A 17290-nucleotide genomic window follows, 5' to 3' on the forward strand; every position below is an offset into this window, starting at 1 on the left:
TTTACCGCGTCCGCTTAATAACGCGGGCTGCGGAGCCTTCTGTCACAAGGCTCCGGCGTTTTCAGCGAACCCTGTTTCGCGACGACGGCGCAACGCGCTTTCTCCCGCCGCCTATACTCGAATCGTCGATGCGCACGTTCGCGCCGGCACGATTCGAGCGAGAAAAGCAGGACGATGGGAGACGCACCATGACGTATTTCACGATCGGCGATTTCATTCTGGTCATCCCGATGGCGCTTGCCGGCGCGCTGTTCTTAGGCGCCATTCCGTGCGCATCGCACTTCAAGAATAACGTGCTGCGAGCGTGCGGGGCGCTCGTCGGCGTGCTCGTCGCGTTCCTGCTGGTAGAGGGCTTGCCCGCGCTGATATGACGGCGCACGGCGTGCGCCGCGCGCGTTCGCTACTTACAGGTGCTGGCCGAGGAACGTCAGCGTGCGGCCGTGCGCGAGCGCCGACGCCTTCGCGTTATACGACGCGCGATCGCCGCAGTTGAAGCCGTGGTCGGCGGCCGGGTAGACATACAGTTCCGAGTCCGCGCGGCCGGCGAAGCGCTGGCGCACCGCATCGACGGCGTCAGCGGGAATGTGCGCGTCGAGTTCGCCGTAGTGGAACTGAATCGGCGCCTTCACCTGATCGGCCTTGTCCAACTGATTCTGGATGCCGCCGCCGTAGTACGCGACGGCCGCATCCACCGAGCCTTGCGCCGCCGCGAGATACGCGAGCCGGCCGCCGAAGCAATAGCCGATCGCGGCGACCTTGCCGCTCGCTTCCGGCAGCGCGCGCAGCGCCTTGGCAGCGGCGCCGACATCCGCGACGGCCGAATCCACGTCGGTCTTTTGCAGCAGTTCCATCGCCTTCTCGCGATCCGCGCCTTCGTACCCGAGCTCGACGCGCGGCTGCGTGCGCCAGAAAACGTCGGGCGCGAGCGCGACATAGCCGTCAGCGGCGTATTGATCGGCGACACTGCGGATATGCGCGTTCACCCCGAAGATCTCCTGCAGGATGATCACGGCAGGCCCCATCCCCGTCTTGGGCAGCGCGAGGTAGCCCTGGAAGCTGCCGCCGTCGGCGGGAATGTCGATCCATCGGGAAGTCACGGTTACGGTCACGTCGATGCTCCTTGCTTGGTTGACTATAAGAACGCAGGCGAGTGAGTTTGCCAGCTTTCCCTTTCGGCCGCCTGAGCGCGGTCAGTCGTTGGCGGGAAGCAGGCACACGGATTGACCGGGCAGGCGATTTTTAGAGGCGAGTGCCTAAAGCCAAGCGTTAAACAGCTTTTGAAACCGGCTAATGGCGACCAGCGCCGCGCGATTATCGGCAGGCATGCGAAAGAACTCGAAGGCCGGCCCGAAACCCGCATCGGTTGGGCCTGGCGGCGCAATCGCCACCACAAACGGGCGGCGTTCTCAACTGGCCGTTAATCGGTAGTCACACCAGTATCTTAAAAAACTTCCCTAAATTAATTTGACAACCCTACACTTCTCGCGCGGTGCGGATGGCGGCTGCCACAAACAGCCGGCCGGAAGGACTTGCCAAGTGCAATACGATGCATCCGGCGTGGTCGTCCACGGGACTGAGCGATCGTGATGAAAGACGGGGCACAGGGCGATTACGTTGTTTTTGGGACCGAAACTGGAGACTTACATGAACACCAAGCTTCACAAAGTGTTGCCGATCAGCGCCGCAGCCGTGCTGTTCGCTACGTTGGCAACGTCCGCAGCAGCCGACCAGGTCGTCAAGATCGGTCACGTCGCTCCGCTGACCGGCGGTATCGCTCACCTGGGCAAGGACAACGAAAACGGCGCGCGGCTCGCAGTCGAAGAGATCAACGCGAAGGGTCTCACCATCGGCGGCCAGAAGATCACCCTGCAACTGGACCCGCAAGACGACGCAGCCGACCCGCGTACCGCTACGCAAGTCGCGCAGAAGCTCGTCGACGACAAGGTCGTCGCAGTGGTCGGCCACCTGAACTCCGGTACGTCCATCCCGGCATCGAAGATTTATAGCGACGCGGGCATCGTCCAGATCTCGCCGTCCGCAACGAACCCGACCTACACGCAGCAAGGCTTCAAGACGACGTACCGCGTCGTCGCGACCGATGCGCAACAAGGCCCGGCGCTCGCGAACTACGCAGCGAAGAACCTGAAGGTGAAGAGCGTCGCCGTGGTCGACGACTCGACCGCGTACGGACAGGGTCTCGCGAACGAGTTCGAGAAGACCGCGAAGTCGCTGGGTCTGAAGGTCGTTTCGCACGACGCGACCAACGACAAGGCCGTCGACTTCCGCGCGATTCTGACGAAGATCAAGGGCGAGAACCCCGACGCCGTGATGTACGGCGGCATGGACGCGACCGGCGGCCCGTTCGCCAAGCAGGCGAAGCAGCTCGGCCTGCGCGCGAAGGTGCTCGCGGGCGACGGCGTCTGCACGGAAAAGCTGGCTGACCTTGCCGGCGACGCGACCGACAACGTCGTGTGCTCGGAAGCAGGCATGGCGCTGGAGAAGATGGAAGGCGGTCAGGCATTCGCTGCGAAGTATCAGAAGCGTTTCGGCCAGCCGATCCAGATCTACGCGCCGTTCACGTATGACGCCGTGTACATCATCGTCGACGCGATGAAGCGCGCGAACTCGGTCGATCCGGCCAAGATCCTCGCCGCGATGCCGAACACGGACTACAAGGGCGTGATCGGCCAGACGACCTTCGATTCGAAGGGCGACCTGAAGCATGGCGTGATCTCGCTGTACGACTACAAGGCAGGCAAGAAGACGCTGCTCGACGTCGTCAAGATGTAATCGCGGTTGGGCGTGAGCCCGGGAAGAACGCGCGGACTTTCGAAGGTCCGCGCGTTTTTTTATATCTTCAGGCGCCTGAGGATGCGCGGGCCGATCAGCGCGATCGCCGCGCAGCACGCCGCGACGACGCACAAGCCGATGGGCAACGTGCTCACCTGCGCGACGCCGCCAATCAGCACCGGTCCGAGCAGCAAGCCGAAGTACGCGAGCCCGGCGACCTGCGCGAGCCCTTCAGCCGCCGTGACGCCTTCGACGCGCGCCGCCGCCGCGAAGAGCACCGGCATCATGTTCGCGAGTCCGAGGCCCATGAGCGTGAAGCCCGTCATCGTGACGAAGGCGTTCGGCACGACGAGCGCCATCACCATGCCGACGAACGCGAGCCCCGCGCTGCCGAACACGAGCTGCGGCGCGCCGAAGCGGGCGCGCACTGCATCGCCGCCGAAGCGCCCGGCCGCCATGCCGCCGGAGAATGCGGCATACGCGGCGCTCGACAACGACGGCGACGCCTCGACGACATCGCGCATATAGACGGTGGCCCAGTCGTACATGGCGCCTTCCGCGATCAGCGCGACGAGCGCCAGGCCGCCCAACGCCCACAGCGCCCCCGAGCGCCAGCGATTCGACGACGACGCCTTCGCGTGCGCCTCGTGATGCGGCACGTGCGGCAGCACGGACGGCATCGAAGCCAGCAGCACGACGAGACTCGCGCCCGCCGCGAGCGCCAGATGCGCCGCCGGCGCGAGCCCGTGCGCGAGCAGCGTGCCGCCGATTGCCGCGCCTGCCATCCCGCCGATGCTGAACATGCCGTGCAGCGACGACATGATCGGCCGCCCGAGCGCCTCTTCGACGGCGCTCGCTTCGGCGTTCATCGCGACATCGAGCGTGGCCATTCCCGCGCCGAACACCGCGAGCACCATCAGCAGCAGCCAGAAAGACGGCACGACGAGGATTAGCGCGCCGCATGCCGTCATCGCGATGCCGCCCGCCATGCACGCCGTGCGCGTGCCGGCGCGCGCGATCCAGGACCCCGTGGTGATCATCGCGAAAATGGAGCCGCCGGCGACCGCGAACAGCGCGAGCGACAGCATGCCGGGGCTGAGCGCGAACTTGTCGCGCACGGTCGGGACGTGGACGCCCCACGACGCGTACATCATGCCGGCGATGAAGAAGACGGCCATCGTGGCGTATCGGGCGCGCTGGCGCGTGGCTTGAGGAAGACTGCGATGCACCGCGAGCGATGGGTTGGACTCGCGGGTGGAAGAAGCGGAAGTCGAGTCGGACACGGTTGAGCCGTTGGAAAGGTGGCGCGCGGCGGCAATGACGCGGAACAACCGCCGATCATGCCGCCTTTCGCGAGAGCTTACGATTCTATCGAACGGCCAGGAGACACGCTGACCGCGCTGATTTACCATTTTCGGCAGTTCACTTGTCGACCTCTTTTCATGAATATCCCGCCGCAAGCGCCGCTTCATTTGCTGCATCGTGTTTCGGAAGGAACCCTCGCGACTCATTCGCGCGATCCAGCCGGCTTTCCTTATCCGACTGCATTGCCATTCGCGCTTACCGCGCGTCATGCGCCGATGCTGCTCATCAGTCACCTCGCGGAACACACGCGCAATCTTCAAGCCGATCCCCGCGCCGGGTTTCTCGTCGCGCATGCAAATGGCGCAAGCGTCCTGGAAGGTCAGCGCCTGACTTTGCTGGGCACGTTCGAACCTGCGGCGAAATCGGATCACGAACAGCTGGCTCGGCGATATCTGCGCTATCACCCTGATGCGGCGCGTTATCTCGCATTAGGCGACTTCGCATTCTGGGTGCTTTCGACGCAGCGCATGCGCTATATCGGCGGCTTCGGGGCGATGGGCTGGCTCGACGGAAACGAAATCGATTCGCTGGAACCGTTGAGCGATGACGAAGAAGCCGCGCTTTGCGCGTTCTCCGACACCCATGCAAGCCGGCCAGCCGACGTTCGATTATTGGGGATAGACCGGTACGGCTGCGATTTGCTCGAATCAGGCATGCGCAATCGTTTTACTTTCGATAAACCCAAGCTGAATGCAGAAGAACTGAAAGCCGCGCTCATAGACTGTTTCGAACGGCACGCGTAAGACGCATCGACGCTCGCATGCGCTTTACGGCGACTGCTGACTGTCGCTGAGCCAAGAAATGGCACGAGAAGCTGCCATCGCATGAGAATTTGTATGCAATGCCGATGGGTTGTTTTCGTCTCATGCGATTCTCAGGCTCATCGGACACTGAATCGGAGAATTACGTCAGCGCGTCAGCGTTCAACACGGCGAACGAGTCGGCAAATGTTACGAGTAATTAGCCAATACAATTAATCGCAATCCTGCTATGCCGCGATTTAGCGGAAATGTGTTAATCTGCGATTCAGTCCGAGGCTATACTGATAACCGAAGAGCGAGCACCGACTCGCAAGCCAATACACCACTTAGGGATTTGCCATGCCTTCATACAAGGAACTGCTCGCACAGCGCGAGTCTCTTGAGCGTCAGATCGAAGAAGCGAAGTCGCGCGAATACGCCGAAGTACTTAATGAGATCAAGCAGAAAATGGCCGATTACGGCATCACGCTTCAGGAATTGGCCGGTGGCCGCGGCGCGAAAACCGCTAAGGCATCGCGCAGCCGCACGGGTGTCGCGCCGAAATACCGCGATCCCGAGAGCGGCAGCACGTGGTCCGGCCGCGGCAAGCCGCCCAAGTGGATTGCGGGCCAGGATCGCGATAGTTTCCTGATCGGTAAATAAGCCGCGCTTCAGTCGGAGAATGAAGGCCGCGCCCAATGGCGCGGCTTTTTTTGTTGGCGCCGCGCTATTCATTCACGACGCTCGGTTAAATTAGCGACGAGAATGCGTCGCGTTATTAAGACGTTGATTTAAAAGCAGAACCGGTGCGTGCCTGATAAAATGCTGTCAATGGACACCCCGAGCACTTTACATGACACTTTCGACGGCGCACGCAACAGAAAAGCACGATGTCGCAGTTCGGACGACCTGGACGAGTATCGCGCTTAACAGCGGACTCACTACCGCGCAACTCGCGGTCGGTCTCGTTGCGCATTCGCAGGCGTTGATTGCGGACGGCGTTCATTCACTCGCCGATATCGTTTCCGATCTCGTGGTTCTGATTGCGAACCGAAAGGCGGCGGCCGTGCCGGATGTGGATCATAACTATGGCCACAGCCGTTACGAAACAGTGGCTTCGCTATTCCTCGGTGGATTGCTCATTGCTGTCGGTATCGGCATGTTATGGCGCGCGGGCGTTCGCATCATGAATCTGGGCGAAATCCCGCCGGTTCATGCAAGCGCACTGGTCGTCGCCATAATCGTTCTTGTTTCGAAAGAAGCGCTGTTTCGCTATATGCTGCGCGCGGCCGAACGCGTGCGCTCTGCAATGCTCGTCGCGAATGCGTGGCATGCGCGATCAGATGCCGCTTCTTCGCTTGTCGTCGCGCTCGGCATCGTCGGCAGTATCGCAGGGTTCCGCATTCTCGATCCCATTGCGGCGGCGCTTGTCGGTTTTCTGGTCGGCCGAATGGGCTGGACGTTCGCGTGGGATGCGCTGCAAGACCTTTCGGACCGCGCGCTGGATGAATCGACCACGACCGATTTTCGCGGCATTTTGCTGGGAACACCCGGCGTGCGCGATGTGCATGACTTGCGTACCCGCAAAATGGGCGATCTCGCCATTGTCGATGCGCACATACTGGTGGACCCGCTGATTTCGGTTTCGGAGGGTCATTACATCGCCGAATCCGCGCGGGCGCATATCCTGGCCGATTCGCGCGTAATCGACGCGCTCATTCACGTCGATCCGGAAAGCGATGCGGTGAATCCGCTGCCCGGCAATTTCCCGCTGCGTTCCACGGTGACGAAGGCGGTGACTGCTGCGTTTTCAGAGCAGGGCTTATCCGTCGATACATTGAATCTGCACTATCTGAAGCGCGGCTTCGACGTGGAAATCGTTCTGCCGTACGCTGCGGAAAGCAAGACGGCGCCCCGACTCGCGGACGTCGATCTGGATGCGCTCAGGCAACGACTGGGCGCGCGTCAGATTCGCGTGACGCAGGCTGTGAAAGTGGCCGCGCCTTAAGCCGCAAGAAACGCCTCGGAATAAGGCGCGCGGTTAAAGCGGCAATTGCGTATCGAACTTGATTTCCCGTAGCACGACGCTCGTGCGCACTTGCGCGACCGCCGGAATCTTGAAGATGCGATCGTGAAGAAACGCGTCGTACGCCTTGATATCGGGCGCGACGATCTTCAGGATGTAATCAGATTCGCCCGTCGTGCTGTAGCACTCGGTCACTTCGGGACACGTGGCGATTTCGCGTTCGAATTGCTCGACGCCGCCTTCCGTATGTCGCGTCAAATGAATATGCGCGAGCGCGCAGACGTGTAGGCCGAGCTTTTCACGGTCGAGCAGCGCCGTATAACGCTGAATGACGCCGGACTGCTCCATGTCCTTGATACGGCGCCAGCACGGCGTACTCGACAGCCCGACCTGATCGGAGATTTCCTGAACGGAACGCCGCGCGTCCAGTTGCAGAAGACGCAGGATTTTTTGTGAGAATGTATCGAGAGTCAACTGCGCCTCCGTTCGGTCGCGATCTGACTCCAATGGTAGAGGCCCCAGAAAAGAAGCGCAATGCAACGTGGGCGCAACGAGGGAGATTCCCTAACTCACTGCCCTGCGGGCGGTGTTTTACCTTCAGGATGATCTTCCGTCGGTTCGTCAGCGCTCGCTGCCGCTTGGGATGAAGCCAAAGCCGCCTGCGCTCCGCGCAGATCGGCGAGCATGTTGCAGAAGAGCGCGCCTTGCTCGATCGCGTCGTCGAGCGCCACATGCGTGTGCGGCAAGTCGTCGAACCAGTGCTTCGGCAAGCGCGGCTTGATTGCCTTCCGATACGGCAGGCCGGTGATGGCGAAGGCGAGCGTCTTCATATCGAGCGCCGACCATGAAAACGGGCAGCGTTGGGCGAAGCGCATCATGTACCAGAACATATGCGTGAAGTCGAAGCCCGCCGGATACGCGACGAACACCGGCTTGCCCGGCAGCGCCTCGACCCATTCGACGTAGTTCACAAGCGCCACTTCCGGCTTCTGCAGATCGGTCCGGCATGCGGCCCATGCTTCGGGCTGCGTTTTCCACCACGCGGCCTGCACCGGATGCGGGGCCGCGCCTTCCAGCGTTTCGAGATTCGCGGAGAACGTGGCGATGAGTTGCTTGTCGGCCGTGTACGCCGCCGACGCGAAACTCAGCATCGAGTGCGGGCCGGGAATGGGGCCGTCTGCTTCGACGTCCGTGCTGACGTAGATTTCGGGAATCGCGTTCATGCGGCGACTCCATCGGCCACGAACGGATTCGTGCGGCGTTCTTCGCCGAAGGTCGATGCCGGGCCGTGGCCCGGAACGAACGTGACGTCGTCGCCGAGCGGCCAGAGCTTCTCGCGGATCGAGCGGATGAGCTCGGCGTGATTGCCGCGCGGAAAGTCCGTTCGGCCGATGGAGCCGGCGAACAGCACGTCACCGACGAACGCAAGCCGATGCTCGCGGCTGAAGAACACGACATGCCCCGGCGTGTGGCCGGGACAGAAGAAGACTTCCAGCGTCTCGTTGCCGAACTGCACGGTCTCGCCGTCTTCCAGCCATCGGTCGGGCGTGAATGCTTGCGCATTCGCGAAGCCGAACCGCTGCGACTGCGCCGGCAGCTGGTCGATCCAGAACGCGTCTTCCTTCTGCGGCCCTTCGATCTGCACGCCGTAATGATCCGCGAGCGCCTTCGCGCCGCCGCAGTGATCGAGATGACCGTGCGTGAGCAGCACCTTCTCGACCGTCACGCCCTGCCGATCCACCTCCGCGATGATCCGCTCGATGTCGCCGCCCGGATCGACGACGGCCGCGCGGCGCGTCGCTTCGCAAACGACGATAGAGCAGTTCTGCTGGAACGGCGTGACGGGAACGAGAGTGACTTTCATCGGTCTGTCCGGGGGACGGCGCCTGTAAAAACGTTCATTGTACCGGCCGCTCCGAAGCCGCGACGGTCGCATGCAGACGCTTGGAAAAGACTGTCGCAATCGGAAATTCTTGCGCCCATAGGCAGAATCAATGACGATTTCCACAGTCGGCGCAGCCAGACCCCGCTTTTTTTGTATAATGGGCTCACTAGTGCATGGATTTGGTCATGCCGTCAATGGGCGACTGCCGAAACGCCAGTGCGTTTTTACAATCGCCATCAGTAAGCTGTTAGGGGCCAAAAGCCTCGCAACTGCAACTCAACGCACCTTCTTGTAGGTGCACACGTCTTGTCCAGCCGGGCGCTGCGCGTCCGTTCGATGGCCTTTGCCGCCGTCACGCTGGATGGGGCCTACGCCGCCGTTCCTGCGCCGTCTCGTGGTCGAGGCGGGCACGAGCGTGATGCCACGTTCGATGGCGGCATGTGGGGTCTGGTCAGGCTGCCGGGGACAGGTTGCGCCAGACGTGAACGATAACCGGGCGTTTGCGGCACGAGTACGCCGCATCCGAGCATCAGTCTGCCGTTCGCTTACGCGAGCGGCGCGCTGCTTTGCGCGGACAAGCCTTTGGCTGCCTGACGCGCGCTCACCAGCGCGGCGCGGCGGCCCTTTTACCGTTGGTAACCGCCTATGAATGCTCGATTCATTCGACATATTGCAAGCCTGTTCGCTGTCGGCGTCCTGGCAGGTTGCGCCGCGCCCGGTTCAGGCGACGTCGCGTCATATCATCAGACCACGCCTAGTATCAGCATGGCAAGTGCCCGCTCGAATGCGCCGCTCGCATTCGACACGAACCTGAGCACCGTTCCGGCCGACAACGCGAACAAGAGCCAGTCGCTCTCCGAAGCGGAGCCGATCACGGACGGTCCGAACGTCGGCACGTTCGAACAAAAGGGCAAGGCTTCGTGGTACGGCCGCTGGTTCCATGGCCGCAAGACGGCGAGCGGCGAGAAGTTCGATATGAACGCGATGACCGCCGCCCACCGCACGCTGCCGCTCGCCTCATGGGTGCGCGTGACGAACGAGTCGAACCACAAGACCGTCGTGGTGAAGATCAACGATCGCGGTCCTTACGTGCGTGGCCGCGTGATCGACCTGTCGTATGCTGCCGCCGCCGCGCTCGGCATGCGCGGCGTGGGTACGCAGAAAGTAAAGATCGAGGGCCTCACGCAGCAGGAAGCGCGTGCGGCGCGCGAGCAGTCGCAGTCGCTCGCGGATGACAGCGTGAACTGAGCTTTTTCGCCTCACTCGATTATCGTCGGGCCGTCTCTCGACGGCCCGTTTTCATTCCTGCGCGGGCTTATTGAGCCGCAGCGCGCGCTCATACAGCGCATTGCGCGGCGCGCCCGTCAGCGTCGCCGCGATCCGCGCCGCGCTTTTCACCGACAACTCCTCCAGCAGCGTCAGAAGCAGCGCATCGTGCGCGTCCTCGGCATCCTCCGCTTCGGGCGCGCCTTCAACTACGAGCACGAACTCGCCGCGCTGACGATTAGCATCGCCTTCGAGCCACGTTGGCCCTTCGGCCAGGGTGCAGCGATGCAGGCTCTCGTGTAACTTCGTCAACTCGCGTGCAATTAGAAGCTGCCGCTCGCCACCCAACGCATCGGCGAGCGCGCGCGTCGTTTCGAGAATGCGATGCGGCGCTTCGTAGAAGACGAGCGCCATCGGATGCCGCGCGAGCGTGTGCAATTGCGAGGCGCGCTGCTTGGCCTTCGCCGGCAGAAAGCCGACGAAGGTGAAGCCGTTGACCCACGCGCCCGCCGCGCTCAATGCGGTGACGACCGCGCTCGGCCCCGGAAGCGGAACGACGGGCAGGCCGGCTTCGCGCACGGCATCGACGAGACGCGCGCCGGGGTCCGAAATGCCTGGCGTCCCTGCATCCGACACACACGCGACGCGCTCGCCGCTACGCAGATGCTCGATCACGCGCTCGGCCGCGCTGCGTTCGTTGTGCTCGTGCACGGCGATGGACGGCTTCGAGATGCCGTAACGCGCGAGCAGTTGCGCGGTGTTGCGCGTGTCTTCAGCGGCGATGCGATCGACGAGGGAAAGCACATGCAGCGCGCGCACGGTGATATCTGCGGCATTGCCGATGGGCGTGGCGACGACGTACAGCGCGCCCGCCGGATACTGCTGCCCGGCGGCCAGTTCAGTGATTTGCAGCATGTGCGCGGGCGGGCGTAGAGCAAAGAGGAGAGGACGTCATTTTGCCACGCGCGCTTCGGCCTGCCCGCCCACGACTTTCACGAGGCACGAATGTCCAAAACGCTCGGCGATGCTTTCGAGGCACGCGCGCTTCACTATCTCGAGCGGCAGCGCATGCGACTTGTCGCGCGAAACGTGCGGTGTCGCGGCGGCGAGATCGATCTCGTGATGATCGATGAAGCCGGCGCGCTGGTGTTCGTCGAAGTGCGGGCGCGCAGAAGCCGCCGGTTCGCGGACGCGGCGACGAGCATCGGCGCGACGAAGCGCGCGCGCCTCGTGCGCGCCGCGCAGCACTATCTGACGACGTGGCGCGGCGCGCTTCCGGCATGCCGCTTCGACGTGATCGCGTTCGACGCGGGCGAGATTCGCTGGCTGCCGGATGCCTTTCGCGCGGACGAGTCGTAGCGCGCGGTTCGGCGCAGGGTGCATGCGGTAAACTGCGCAGACTCAACGCAGGGACGCGCCGCGTTTTGCGCGCGCCTCGCTTCCAACGCCACACGCAACGAACGCCGCATCGCGGCCGAACACCGAGAGTCGATGTCAGTCGAACGCATTCAACAGCAATTCCGCGACAGCGCCGCGCACACGCTCGAAGCACTCGATACGCTCGCCGTGCCCATCGCGGCCGCCGTCGATACGCTGTTCAGCGCGCTGGCCAACGGCTCGAAGATTCTCGTATGCGGCAACGGCGCGTCGGCGGCGGACGCGCAACGCTTCGCGGCCGCACTGATCGGCCGCTTCGAGCGCGAGCGCCCCGGCTTGCCGGCTATCGCGCTGACCACGGATTCCTCGATTCTCACGGCCATTGGCAACGACTTCGCGTTCGAGCAGATCTTCTCGAATCAGGTCCGCGCGCTTGGACAAGCGGGTGACGTCTTGCTGGCGATCAGTGCATCGGGCAACTGCGTGAACGTGCTTGCCGCCGTGCAGGAAGCGCACGAACGCGAGATGGTCGCGATCGCGCTGACCGGCGACGGCGGCGGCGCGATGACCGACGTGCTCGCCGATACCGACATCCACATCTGCGTGCCGTCCGAACGGACCGCGCGTATCCACGAAATACATCTGTTGACCATTCATTGCCTGTGCGACGGCATCGACGCGATGCTGCTGGGCGAAGACTGAATCCAAAAGGGGGAACGGAGTTGATGAAGAAGACACGCGTCAAGGCGGCGCTGGCTCAAGCCACGCTGACGGTCAGCCTGTTGTCCAGCGTCGCGCTGACGATGCAGGGTTGCGCGCTCGCGGTGGTGGGCGCGGCGGCGGGCGGCACGCTGATCGCCACGGATCGCCGCACGCTCGGCGCGCAGACCGAAGACCGCGAGATTCAGGTGAAGGCGCTTTCGCGGATCAAGGACAACGTGTCCGACCAGGCGCATATCAACGTGACGGTGTTCAACCGGCGCGTGCTGCTGACGGGCGAAGTGCCTGACGACGCGTCCAAGCAAAAGGCCGAAGCCGTCGTGCGCGATATTAACAACGTGGGCGGCATCGTCAACGAACTGTCGGTGCAGCCGGCGAGTTCGATTTCGTCGCGTGCTAACGATTCGTACCTCGAAGGCCGCGTGAAGACCGCGATGGTCGGCGAGAAGGATCTGTCGACGAACTACTACAAGGTCGTGTGCGAGCGAAGCATCATCTATTTGATGGGCCTCGTCACGCAGGACGAAGGCGCGCATGGCGCGGATGTCGCTGCGCGCGTGCCGGGCGTGGAGCAAGTCGTGAAGGTGTATCAGTACATCAAGCCGGAAGAAGCGAAGGCGCTGGCAGCGGCGGCGGCATCGGGCGCGAGCGCGTCGACGGCGGCGACGCCCGCGCCTGCGGAAGCGACGGTCGGCACGGTGCCGGATTCGTCGGTGACGTCGCGGCCGCTCGATCAGCAGTCTCCGGCGCCCGTCAAGAATTCTGATGTGCGTCCGGGCAGTTCCAGTTCAGCGAAGTAATGGTGCGTGAAGATGGTTGAAGCAAGGTTTGTCGTGGCTGCGTTATTGGCGGCATCGGGTTATGCGGTGGCGGCGGATCAGCCGGTTGCGTCGGTTTCCTCTGCGAGCGCGATGGCGATTGCGCGCAGTAATGCGTGCATGGGCTGTCATGCGGTGGATCGCAAGCTCGTGGGGCCGTCGTTCCAGCAGGTCGCGCAGAAGTATAAGGGCGATGCTCAGGCGAGCGCCAAGCTCGCCAGGAAAGTGAAGGACGGCGGCGCCGGCGTCTGGGGCTCGATCCCGATGCCCTCGCACCCCGCGATGAACGATGGCGACATCAAGACCGTCGTCGAGTGGGTGCTCGCCGGGGCGCCGCAGAAGTAACATGTTGTGGCGTAGCGGAGGGGCTTGCTCGAAGGCTGCTTCGCTGTGGTAGAATCGCACTTCGTTGGGGGGGTAGCTCAGCTGGGAGAGCGTCGCGTTCGCAATGCGAAGGTCGGGAGTTCGATCCTCCTCCTCTCCACCACGAATACGTCTGAAGAAATCCGAGAAAGTCCATAAAACCCCGTAAGTTCAAGGCTTACGGGGTTTTTTGTTGCCGGCAAGATCCCGATTCGTTCATTGACATCCGGCCCCGAATGGGGAAGACTTTTGGGGCTACTCGTTTTTCTGTTGAGGCAGTATTCCCCAAATGGCGCTTACCAATACCGCCATCAAGCACTCCAAGCCCGCTGAGAAGCCCAGAAAGCTTTTTGACGTCGGCGGCCTGTACCTGCTTGTCGCCCCCGGGCGGGGCAAATACTGGCGACTCAAGTATCGTTTCGGCGGCAAGGAGAAAAGCCTGTCGTTCGGCACCTACCCGGAAGTGACCCTCGCAGCAGCGCGGAATATGCGAGACGAGGCACGGGGGCTACTCGCCGCGGGGTTGATCCTAGCGAGGTGCGGAAAGAAGAGCGCGCCAGCCAGCGGAATGAAGCCGCTCGGCTGGAGGCGGTAATGCGCTGTTTCGTCGATAGCGACGGCGCGCTTTCTATCCGACTCGGCTCCCGCCGCATGAACCTGAATCCATCGGAGACGGCTCAGCTTCGGGCATTTCTTGATGCAACGCGCAACGTGCTCCCTAAGGAGTAGCGAGCATGGCACTGACTGACGTAGGTGTTCGTAACGCGAAGCCGACCGGCAAGCTCTATCGTCTATTCGACGAGCGAGGCATGTACCTCGAGGTATCCGCTACCGGTGGCAAGTGGTGGCGCTTCAAATACCGATTCGGTGGCAAGGAGAAGCGGTTATCGCTCGGCGTCTACCCGGACGTCGGCCTCAAGGACGCACGCGAGCGCCGAGAAGAGGCGCGCAAACTGCTCGCGCAGGGTGTCGACCCTGGCGAGCACAAGAAGGCTCGGAAAGCCGCGACGCTTGAGCGGGGCGCCAACTCGTTTGAAGTGATCGCGCGTGAGTGGTTTACTCATCAGTCGCCCGGATGGGCTCAGAGTCATGCCGACAAGGTCATCCAGCGTCTCGAAAAAGACATCTTCCCTTGGCTCGGAAACCGACCCATTGCTGAAATCGCCGCGCCCGAACTGCTGGCAGTAGTTCGGCGGATCGAAAGTCGGGGTGCGCGAGATACAGCCCATCGAGCGCTGCAGAACTGTGGACAGGTCTTCCGCTACGCCGTGGCGACGGGGCGAGCCGAACGCGACCCATCTGGTGACCTGAAAGGCGCCCTTCCGCCCGTTCGGCACGAGAACTTCGCATCCATCACCGACCCCATGGGGGTCGCGGAGCTGCTACGCGCAATCGATGCCTTTCGCGGCACCTTCGTCGTGAAAAGCGCGTTGCAGTTGGCTCCGCTCCTGTTTGTGCGACCGGGCGAATTGCGAAAGGCTGAGTGGTCAGGCTTCGATCTCGATAAGGCGGAGTGGCGCTACCTTGTGACCAAAACGAAGACTGAGCATCTTGTCCCTCTGGCGACGCAAGCGGTAGCCATTCTGCGGGAATTGCACGCGCTGACCGGGCACAGGACTTACGTGTTTCCGGGACGCGACCTGCGCAAACCGATGAGCGAGGCGGCGATCAACGCGGCCCTGCGGCGCATGGGGTACGACACCAAGACGGAGATCACGGGTCACGGATTCCGGGCGATGGCCCGCACAATCCTGCACGAGGAACTACATTTCAAACCGGAAGTGATCGAGCATCAACTTGCGCACAAGGTCCCGGACGCGTTAGGTACCGCATACAACCGCACCAGATTTCTGAAAGACCGGCGCGCCATGATGCAGCAGTGGGCAGACTACCTTGATGGGCTCAAGTGGGGATCTATGCGTCCCGAATCTCTCCATGTGCTGACCTAGAATTTGTCGAGTTATCGCAGTTGCGTCGGACCGGATACCAATGGCGTTGACCGCGTGAACTAAATCGGGGTCTGATCACCGCGTGCACGTCCTGCGAGCGCGCTGCCGAACGAGACGCTCTCGAACATTTTGATCACCGTGTAACTGACGCGTCATGCCGACGTGCAGCGTTTCGGCGCGCCAAATACCTCAGCGAGCGTCACCAATGCCGACCGCAAAAGCGCGATACACCGCGCGTTACATCGAATCTGCACCGGAAAGCCTTTCGGAAAAGGCGAAGTGCAAACTGCGGGACTTGTACCGCCTATTCTCCGACCAGTCCTCTTCCAATCACGGCGGCGGCGACTTTGTAGGGCCGCCCGAGATGCCGTGGGGCGAGCCCACCGACCACTTCGTACAAGTCATCTGCGCAGAGATTCACTGGGCTGCCGCAGAGCTTCAAGAACACAAGCGCGATATTAATAAGGGTGAGCTCATGGCCGAGCATGACGATTTTCTGCGCTCGCTGCGTGCAGCTCTCAAAAAAGCACAAGATCGGTCGCCCGAATACCGCCGGCTGTACCCGACTGACGTCGACGTGGTTTCAGTGCTCGATCACCTGGTCGCGTCCGCAGAGGTCGCCGGGGCAAAGATTCCTCAGTTGCCCAAGGTCCGCACGTCCGTCGACAAGGCGCACACAGTGCTGGTCGAAATGGCAATACGTGTGCTCCGGGTAGTGAAGCAGCACGGCATACCGGTGACAGCGACGGCCGATGTAGACATGGGCCGTGCTTCCCCAGCTGTCGAAATCCTGAAAGTGATCGGAGACGATCTCAAATTGCTGCGCAGTCCAATGACTTTGCGCGACGTAATCATCGCCGCGCAGAAATCCGCCCCCGATCTGGTCCCCCCTGATCCTGTCAAGTAGTGCCATGCACCCGCCATGCACGGGTGCATGGCACTAGCGGACTTCGCGAGTCTCACACGGCACACTGCGAGCCATGACGTTCCGGTAATTCGCCGGACGCGAACTTCGAAAGGAGAACACATGGCTCAAGAGTAAGCGGTCCATCTTCGACGTCTGGCAGTGAGCGACAGTAGCGAGGACCATAGGTGTCCACCTATCTTGGAGGTGGACACCTATGACTGGCATGGACTCAGAGTTGGCAGTAGTGCGTCGCAGCAGCGATGGCCGTCGCCGCTATGACGAAAAAAGTAAACGCGCCTTGATTGAAGCAGCACTTCGTCCCGGAGTATCAGTCGCCGGTCTGGCTCAGCAGCACGGCATCAACGCCAATCTGCTGCGCAAGTGGATCGCGAAGTACCTGGTGGAGCGCGAGAATGGCATTTCGCCAGCGTCGCAGCATAATGGCAACGACGAATACAACCCGCCTCAGCCCGACAAGTCGATTAATGACGTGGCCGTCGATCTGCCAGGGTCGCACCAACCCGTCCCGGTCGCGGTAAAGCCGTCTGCGTTCGTGTCGGTCGTTTCAGCGTCGCCGACACAACCGTCCACACCGCCATCGATGACACTTGCCTTGCATGTGCGTCTGTCGAACGGCGTCGAGCTTGAACTTGGCGGGGCAATCGCGACCATCGACGAATTGACGACCATGGTTCAGATTCTGGGGAGGATGCCGTGTTCCGGTTCGACGACGATCTGAAGGTCTATCTGCACCGCGATCCCGTTGATTTCCGCTACGGCATGAATAGCCTGTCGATTCTCGTCGAGCAGTCGATGCGCCTGAATCCGATGGACACTTCCCTATACATCTTCGGAAACCGGCGTCGCGATCGGATAAAAATCCTTGGCTGGGATGGCAGTGGTTTCTGGCTTCTCATAAAGCGATTGGAGAGAAGCCACTTCATCTGGCCCGACAACAAGGCTGAGATCGTGACGATGACCACCAACGTGCTGCACGCGCTACTCGACGGCGATGACATCACCGCGATTCGACGGCATCCCAAGCAGGAATATCATCGCGTGAGCTGAACAGTGAGGCGGCGTG

21 protein-coding genes and 1 tRNA gene are annotated in these 17290 nt (G+C 62.1%); 16 read left to right on the top strand and 6 right to left on the bottom strand.

The features are described 5' to 3' along the window. The first annotated feature begins 188 nt into the window (after window positions 1-188). The gene (locus LDZ24_RS13810) at window positions 189-371 is read left to right on the top strand and encodes a hypothetical protein (protein WP_175938812.1); all 183 of its coding nucleotides are present in this window, start codon (window positions 189-191) and stop codon (window positions 369-371) included. A 33-nt stretch (window positions 372-404) separates the two neighbouring features. Here the strand turns inward: LDZ24_RS13810 and LDZ24_RS13815 are convergent, their stop codons facing one another. Next, the gene (locus LDZ24_RS13815; RefSeq protein ID WP_248320801.1) at window positions 405-1109 is read right to left on the bottom strand and encodes a dienelactone hydrolase family protein; all 705 of its coding nucleotides are present in this window, start codon (window positions 1107-1109) and stop codon (window positions 405-407) included. A 535-nt stretch (window positions 1110-1644) separates the two neighbouring features. Here LDZ24_RS13815 and LDZ24_RS13820 point away from each other — a divergent pair. Further along, window positions 1645-2790, top strand: a complete 1146-nt coding sequence (locus LDZ24_RS13820; RefSeq protein WP_159837420.1) for a branched-chain amino acid ABC transporter substrate-binding protein — start codon at window positions 1645-1647, stop codon at window positions 2788-2790. Between the two features lie 59 nt (window positions 2791-2849). Here the strand turns inward: LDZ24_RS13820 and LDZ24_RS13825 are convergent, their stop codons facing one another. Next, the gene (locus LDZ24_RS13825; RefSeq protein WP_248320802.1) at window positions 2850-4073 is read right to left on the bottom strand and encodes an MFS transporter; all 1224 of its coding nucleotides are present in this window, start codon (window positions 4071-4073) and stop codon (window positions 2850-2852) included. Between the two features lie 159 nt (window positions 4074-4232). Here LDZ24_RS13825 and LDZ24_RS13830 point away from each other — a divergent pair, with 159 nt between their 5' ends. The 3 genes from LDZ24_RS13830 to LDZ24_RS13840 all read left to right on the top strand — a co-directional run bounded on the left by LDZ24_RS13830 (window position 4233) and on the right by LDZ24_RS13840 (window position 6903). Further along, window positions 4233-4898: a HugZ family protein gene (locus LDZ24_RS13830; RefSeq protein ID WP_248322367.1), complete on the top strand. Its 666-nt coding sequence runs from the start codon at window positions 4233-4235 to the stop codon at window positions 4896-4898. A gap of 357 nt (window positions 4899-5255) precedes the next feature. Then, on the top strand, window positions 5256-5558 hold the full coding sequence (locus tag LDZ24_RS13835; RefSeq protein WP_248320803.1) for an H-NS family nucleoid-associated regulatory protein: 303 nt from the start codon (window positions 5256-5258) through the stop codon (window positions 5556-5558). A 190-nt stretch (window positions 5559-5748) separates the two neighbouring features. Next, window positions 5749-6903 (top strand): cation diffusion facilitator family transporter, encoded by a 1155-nt coding sequence (locus LDZ24_RS13840; RefSeq protein WP_248320804.1) that lies wholly within the window; start codon window positions 5749-5751, stop codon window positions 6901-6903. 33 nt (window positions 6904-6936) lie between these two features. Here the strand turns inward: LDZ24_RS13840 and LDZ24_RS13845 are convergent, their stop codons facing one another. The 3 genes from LDZ24_RS13845 to LDZ24_RS13855 all read right to left on the bottom strand — a co-directional run bounded on the left by LDZ24_RS13845 (window position 6937) and on the right by LDZ24_RS13855 (window position 8785). After that, on the bottom strand, window positions 6937-7395 hold the full coding sequence (locus tag LDZ24_RS13845) for an Lrp/AsnC family transcriptional regulator (RefSeq protein WP_008352298.1): 459 nt from the start codon (window positions 7393-7395) through the stop codon (window positions 6937-6939). A gap of 95 nt (window positions 7396-7490) precedes the next feature. Beyond that, a complete protein-coding gene (locus tag LDZ24_RS13850) occupies window positions 7491-8144 on the bottom strand; it encodes an exonuclease (RefSeq protein WP_248320805.1) in 654 nt (217 codons plus the stop codon). Beyond that, window positions 8141-8785 (bottom strand): MBL fold metallo-hydrolase, encoded by a 645-nt coding sequence (locus tag LDZ24_RS13855; protein WP_248320806.1) that lies wholly within the window; start codon window positions 8783-8785, stop codon window positions 8141-8143. Before LDZ24_RS13855 ends, LDZ24_RS13850 begins: the two co-directional genes overlap by 4 nt. A 666-nt stretch (window positions 8786-9451) precedes the next feature. Here LDZ24_RS13855 and LDZ24_RS13860 point away from each other — a divergent pair. Then, window positions 9452-10054: a septal ring lytic transglycosylase RlpA family protein gene (locus LDZ24_RS13860; protein WP_248320807.1), complete on the top strand. Its 603-nt coding sequence runs from the start codon at window positions 9452-9454 to the stop codon at window positions 10052-10054. 51 nt (window positions 10055-10105) lie between these two features. Here LDZ24_RS13860 and rsmI read toward each other — a convergent pair whose 3' ends face one another. Then, on the bottom strand, window positions 10106-10987 hold the full coding sequence (gene rsmI, locus LDZ24_RS13865) for a 16S rRNA (cytidine(1402)-2'-O)-methyltransferase (protein WP_248320808.1): 882 nt from the start codon (window positions 10985-10987) through the stop codon (window positions 10106-10108). 90 nt (window positions 10988-11077) lie between these two features. Here rsmI and LDZ24_RS13870 point away from each other — a divergent pair, with 90 nt between their 5' ends. The 10 genes from LDZ24_RS13870 to tnpB all read left to right on the top strand — a co-directional run bounded on the left by LDZ24_RS13870 (window position 11078) and on the right by tnpB (window position 17274). Further along, entirely contained in the window at window positions 11078-11431 is a 354-nt protein-coding gene (locus tag LDZ24_RS13870) for a YraN family protein (protein WP_248320809.1), read from the top strand. Between the two features lie 132 nt (window positions 11432-11563). Next, complete coding sequence (locus LDZ24_RS13875) at window positions 11564-12151, top strand: phosphoheptose isomerase (protein WP_248320810.1); 588 nt, start codon at window positions 11564-11566, stop codon at window positions 12149-12151. A 23-nt stretch (window positions 12152-12174) separates the two neighbouring features. Further along, window positions 12175-12969, top strand: a complete 795-nt coding sequence (locus tag LDZ24_RS13880; RefSeq protein WP_248320811.1) for a BON domain-containing protein — start codon at window positions 12175-12177, stop codon at window positions 12967-12969. Window positions 12970-12981: 12 nt separating this feature from the next. Further along, window positions 12982-13332 carry a c-type cytochrome gene (locus LDZ24_RS13885; RefSeq protein ID WP_248320812.1) on the top strand — a complete coding sequence of 117 codons (351 nt, stop codon included), beginning with the start codon at window positions 12982-12984 and terminating at the stop codon, window positions 13330-13332. A gap of 66 nt (window positions 13333-13398) precedes the next feature. Then, window positions 13399-13474: transfer RNA gene (locus LDZ24_RS13890), tRNA-Ala, on the top strand. A gap of 165 nt (window positions 13475-13639) precedes the next feature. Beyond that, window positions 13640-13945 (top strand): Arm DNA-binding domain-containing protein, encoded by a 306-nt coding sequence (locus tag LDZ24_RS13895; RefSeq protein ID WP_371747356.1) that lies wholly within the window; start codon window positions 13640-13642, stop codon window positions 13943-13945. A gap of 139 nt (window positions 13946-14084) precedes the next feature. Next, on the top strand, window positions 14085-15299 hold the full coding sequence (locus LDZ24_RS13900) for an integrase arm-type DNA-binding domain-containing protein (protein WP_248320813.1): 1215 nt from the start codon (window positions 14085-14087) through the stop codon (window positions 15297-15299). Window positions 15300-15504: 205 nt separating this feature from the next. Further along, window positions 15505-16206, top strand: coding sequence for a hypothetical protein (locus LDZ24_RS13905; protein WP_248320814.1), 702 nt, complete (start codon window positions 15505-15507; stop codon window positions 16204-16206). Between the two features lie 214 nt (window positions 16207-16420). Then, a complete protein-coding gene (locus LDZ24_RS13910) occupies window positions 16421-16945 on the top strand; it encodes a transposase (RefSeq protein WP_248320380.1) in 525 nt (174 codons plus the stop codon). After that, entirely contained in the window at window positions 16921-17274 is a 354-nt protein-coding gene (gene tnpB, locus LDZ24_RS13915; RefSeq protein WP_045463971.1) for an IS66 family insertion sequence element accessory protein TnpB, read from the top strand. Before LDZ24_RS13910 ends, tnpB begins: the two co-directional genes overlap by 25 nt. The last annotated feature ends 16 nt before the right edge of the window (window positions 17275-17290 follow it).

This window comes from Caballeronia sp. Sq4a, from assembly GCF_023170545.1.
Taxonomy (GTDB): Bacteria; Pseudomonadota; Gammaproteobacteria; order Burkholderiales; family Burkholderiaceae; genus Caballeronia.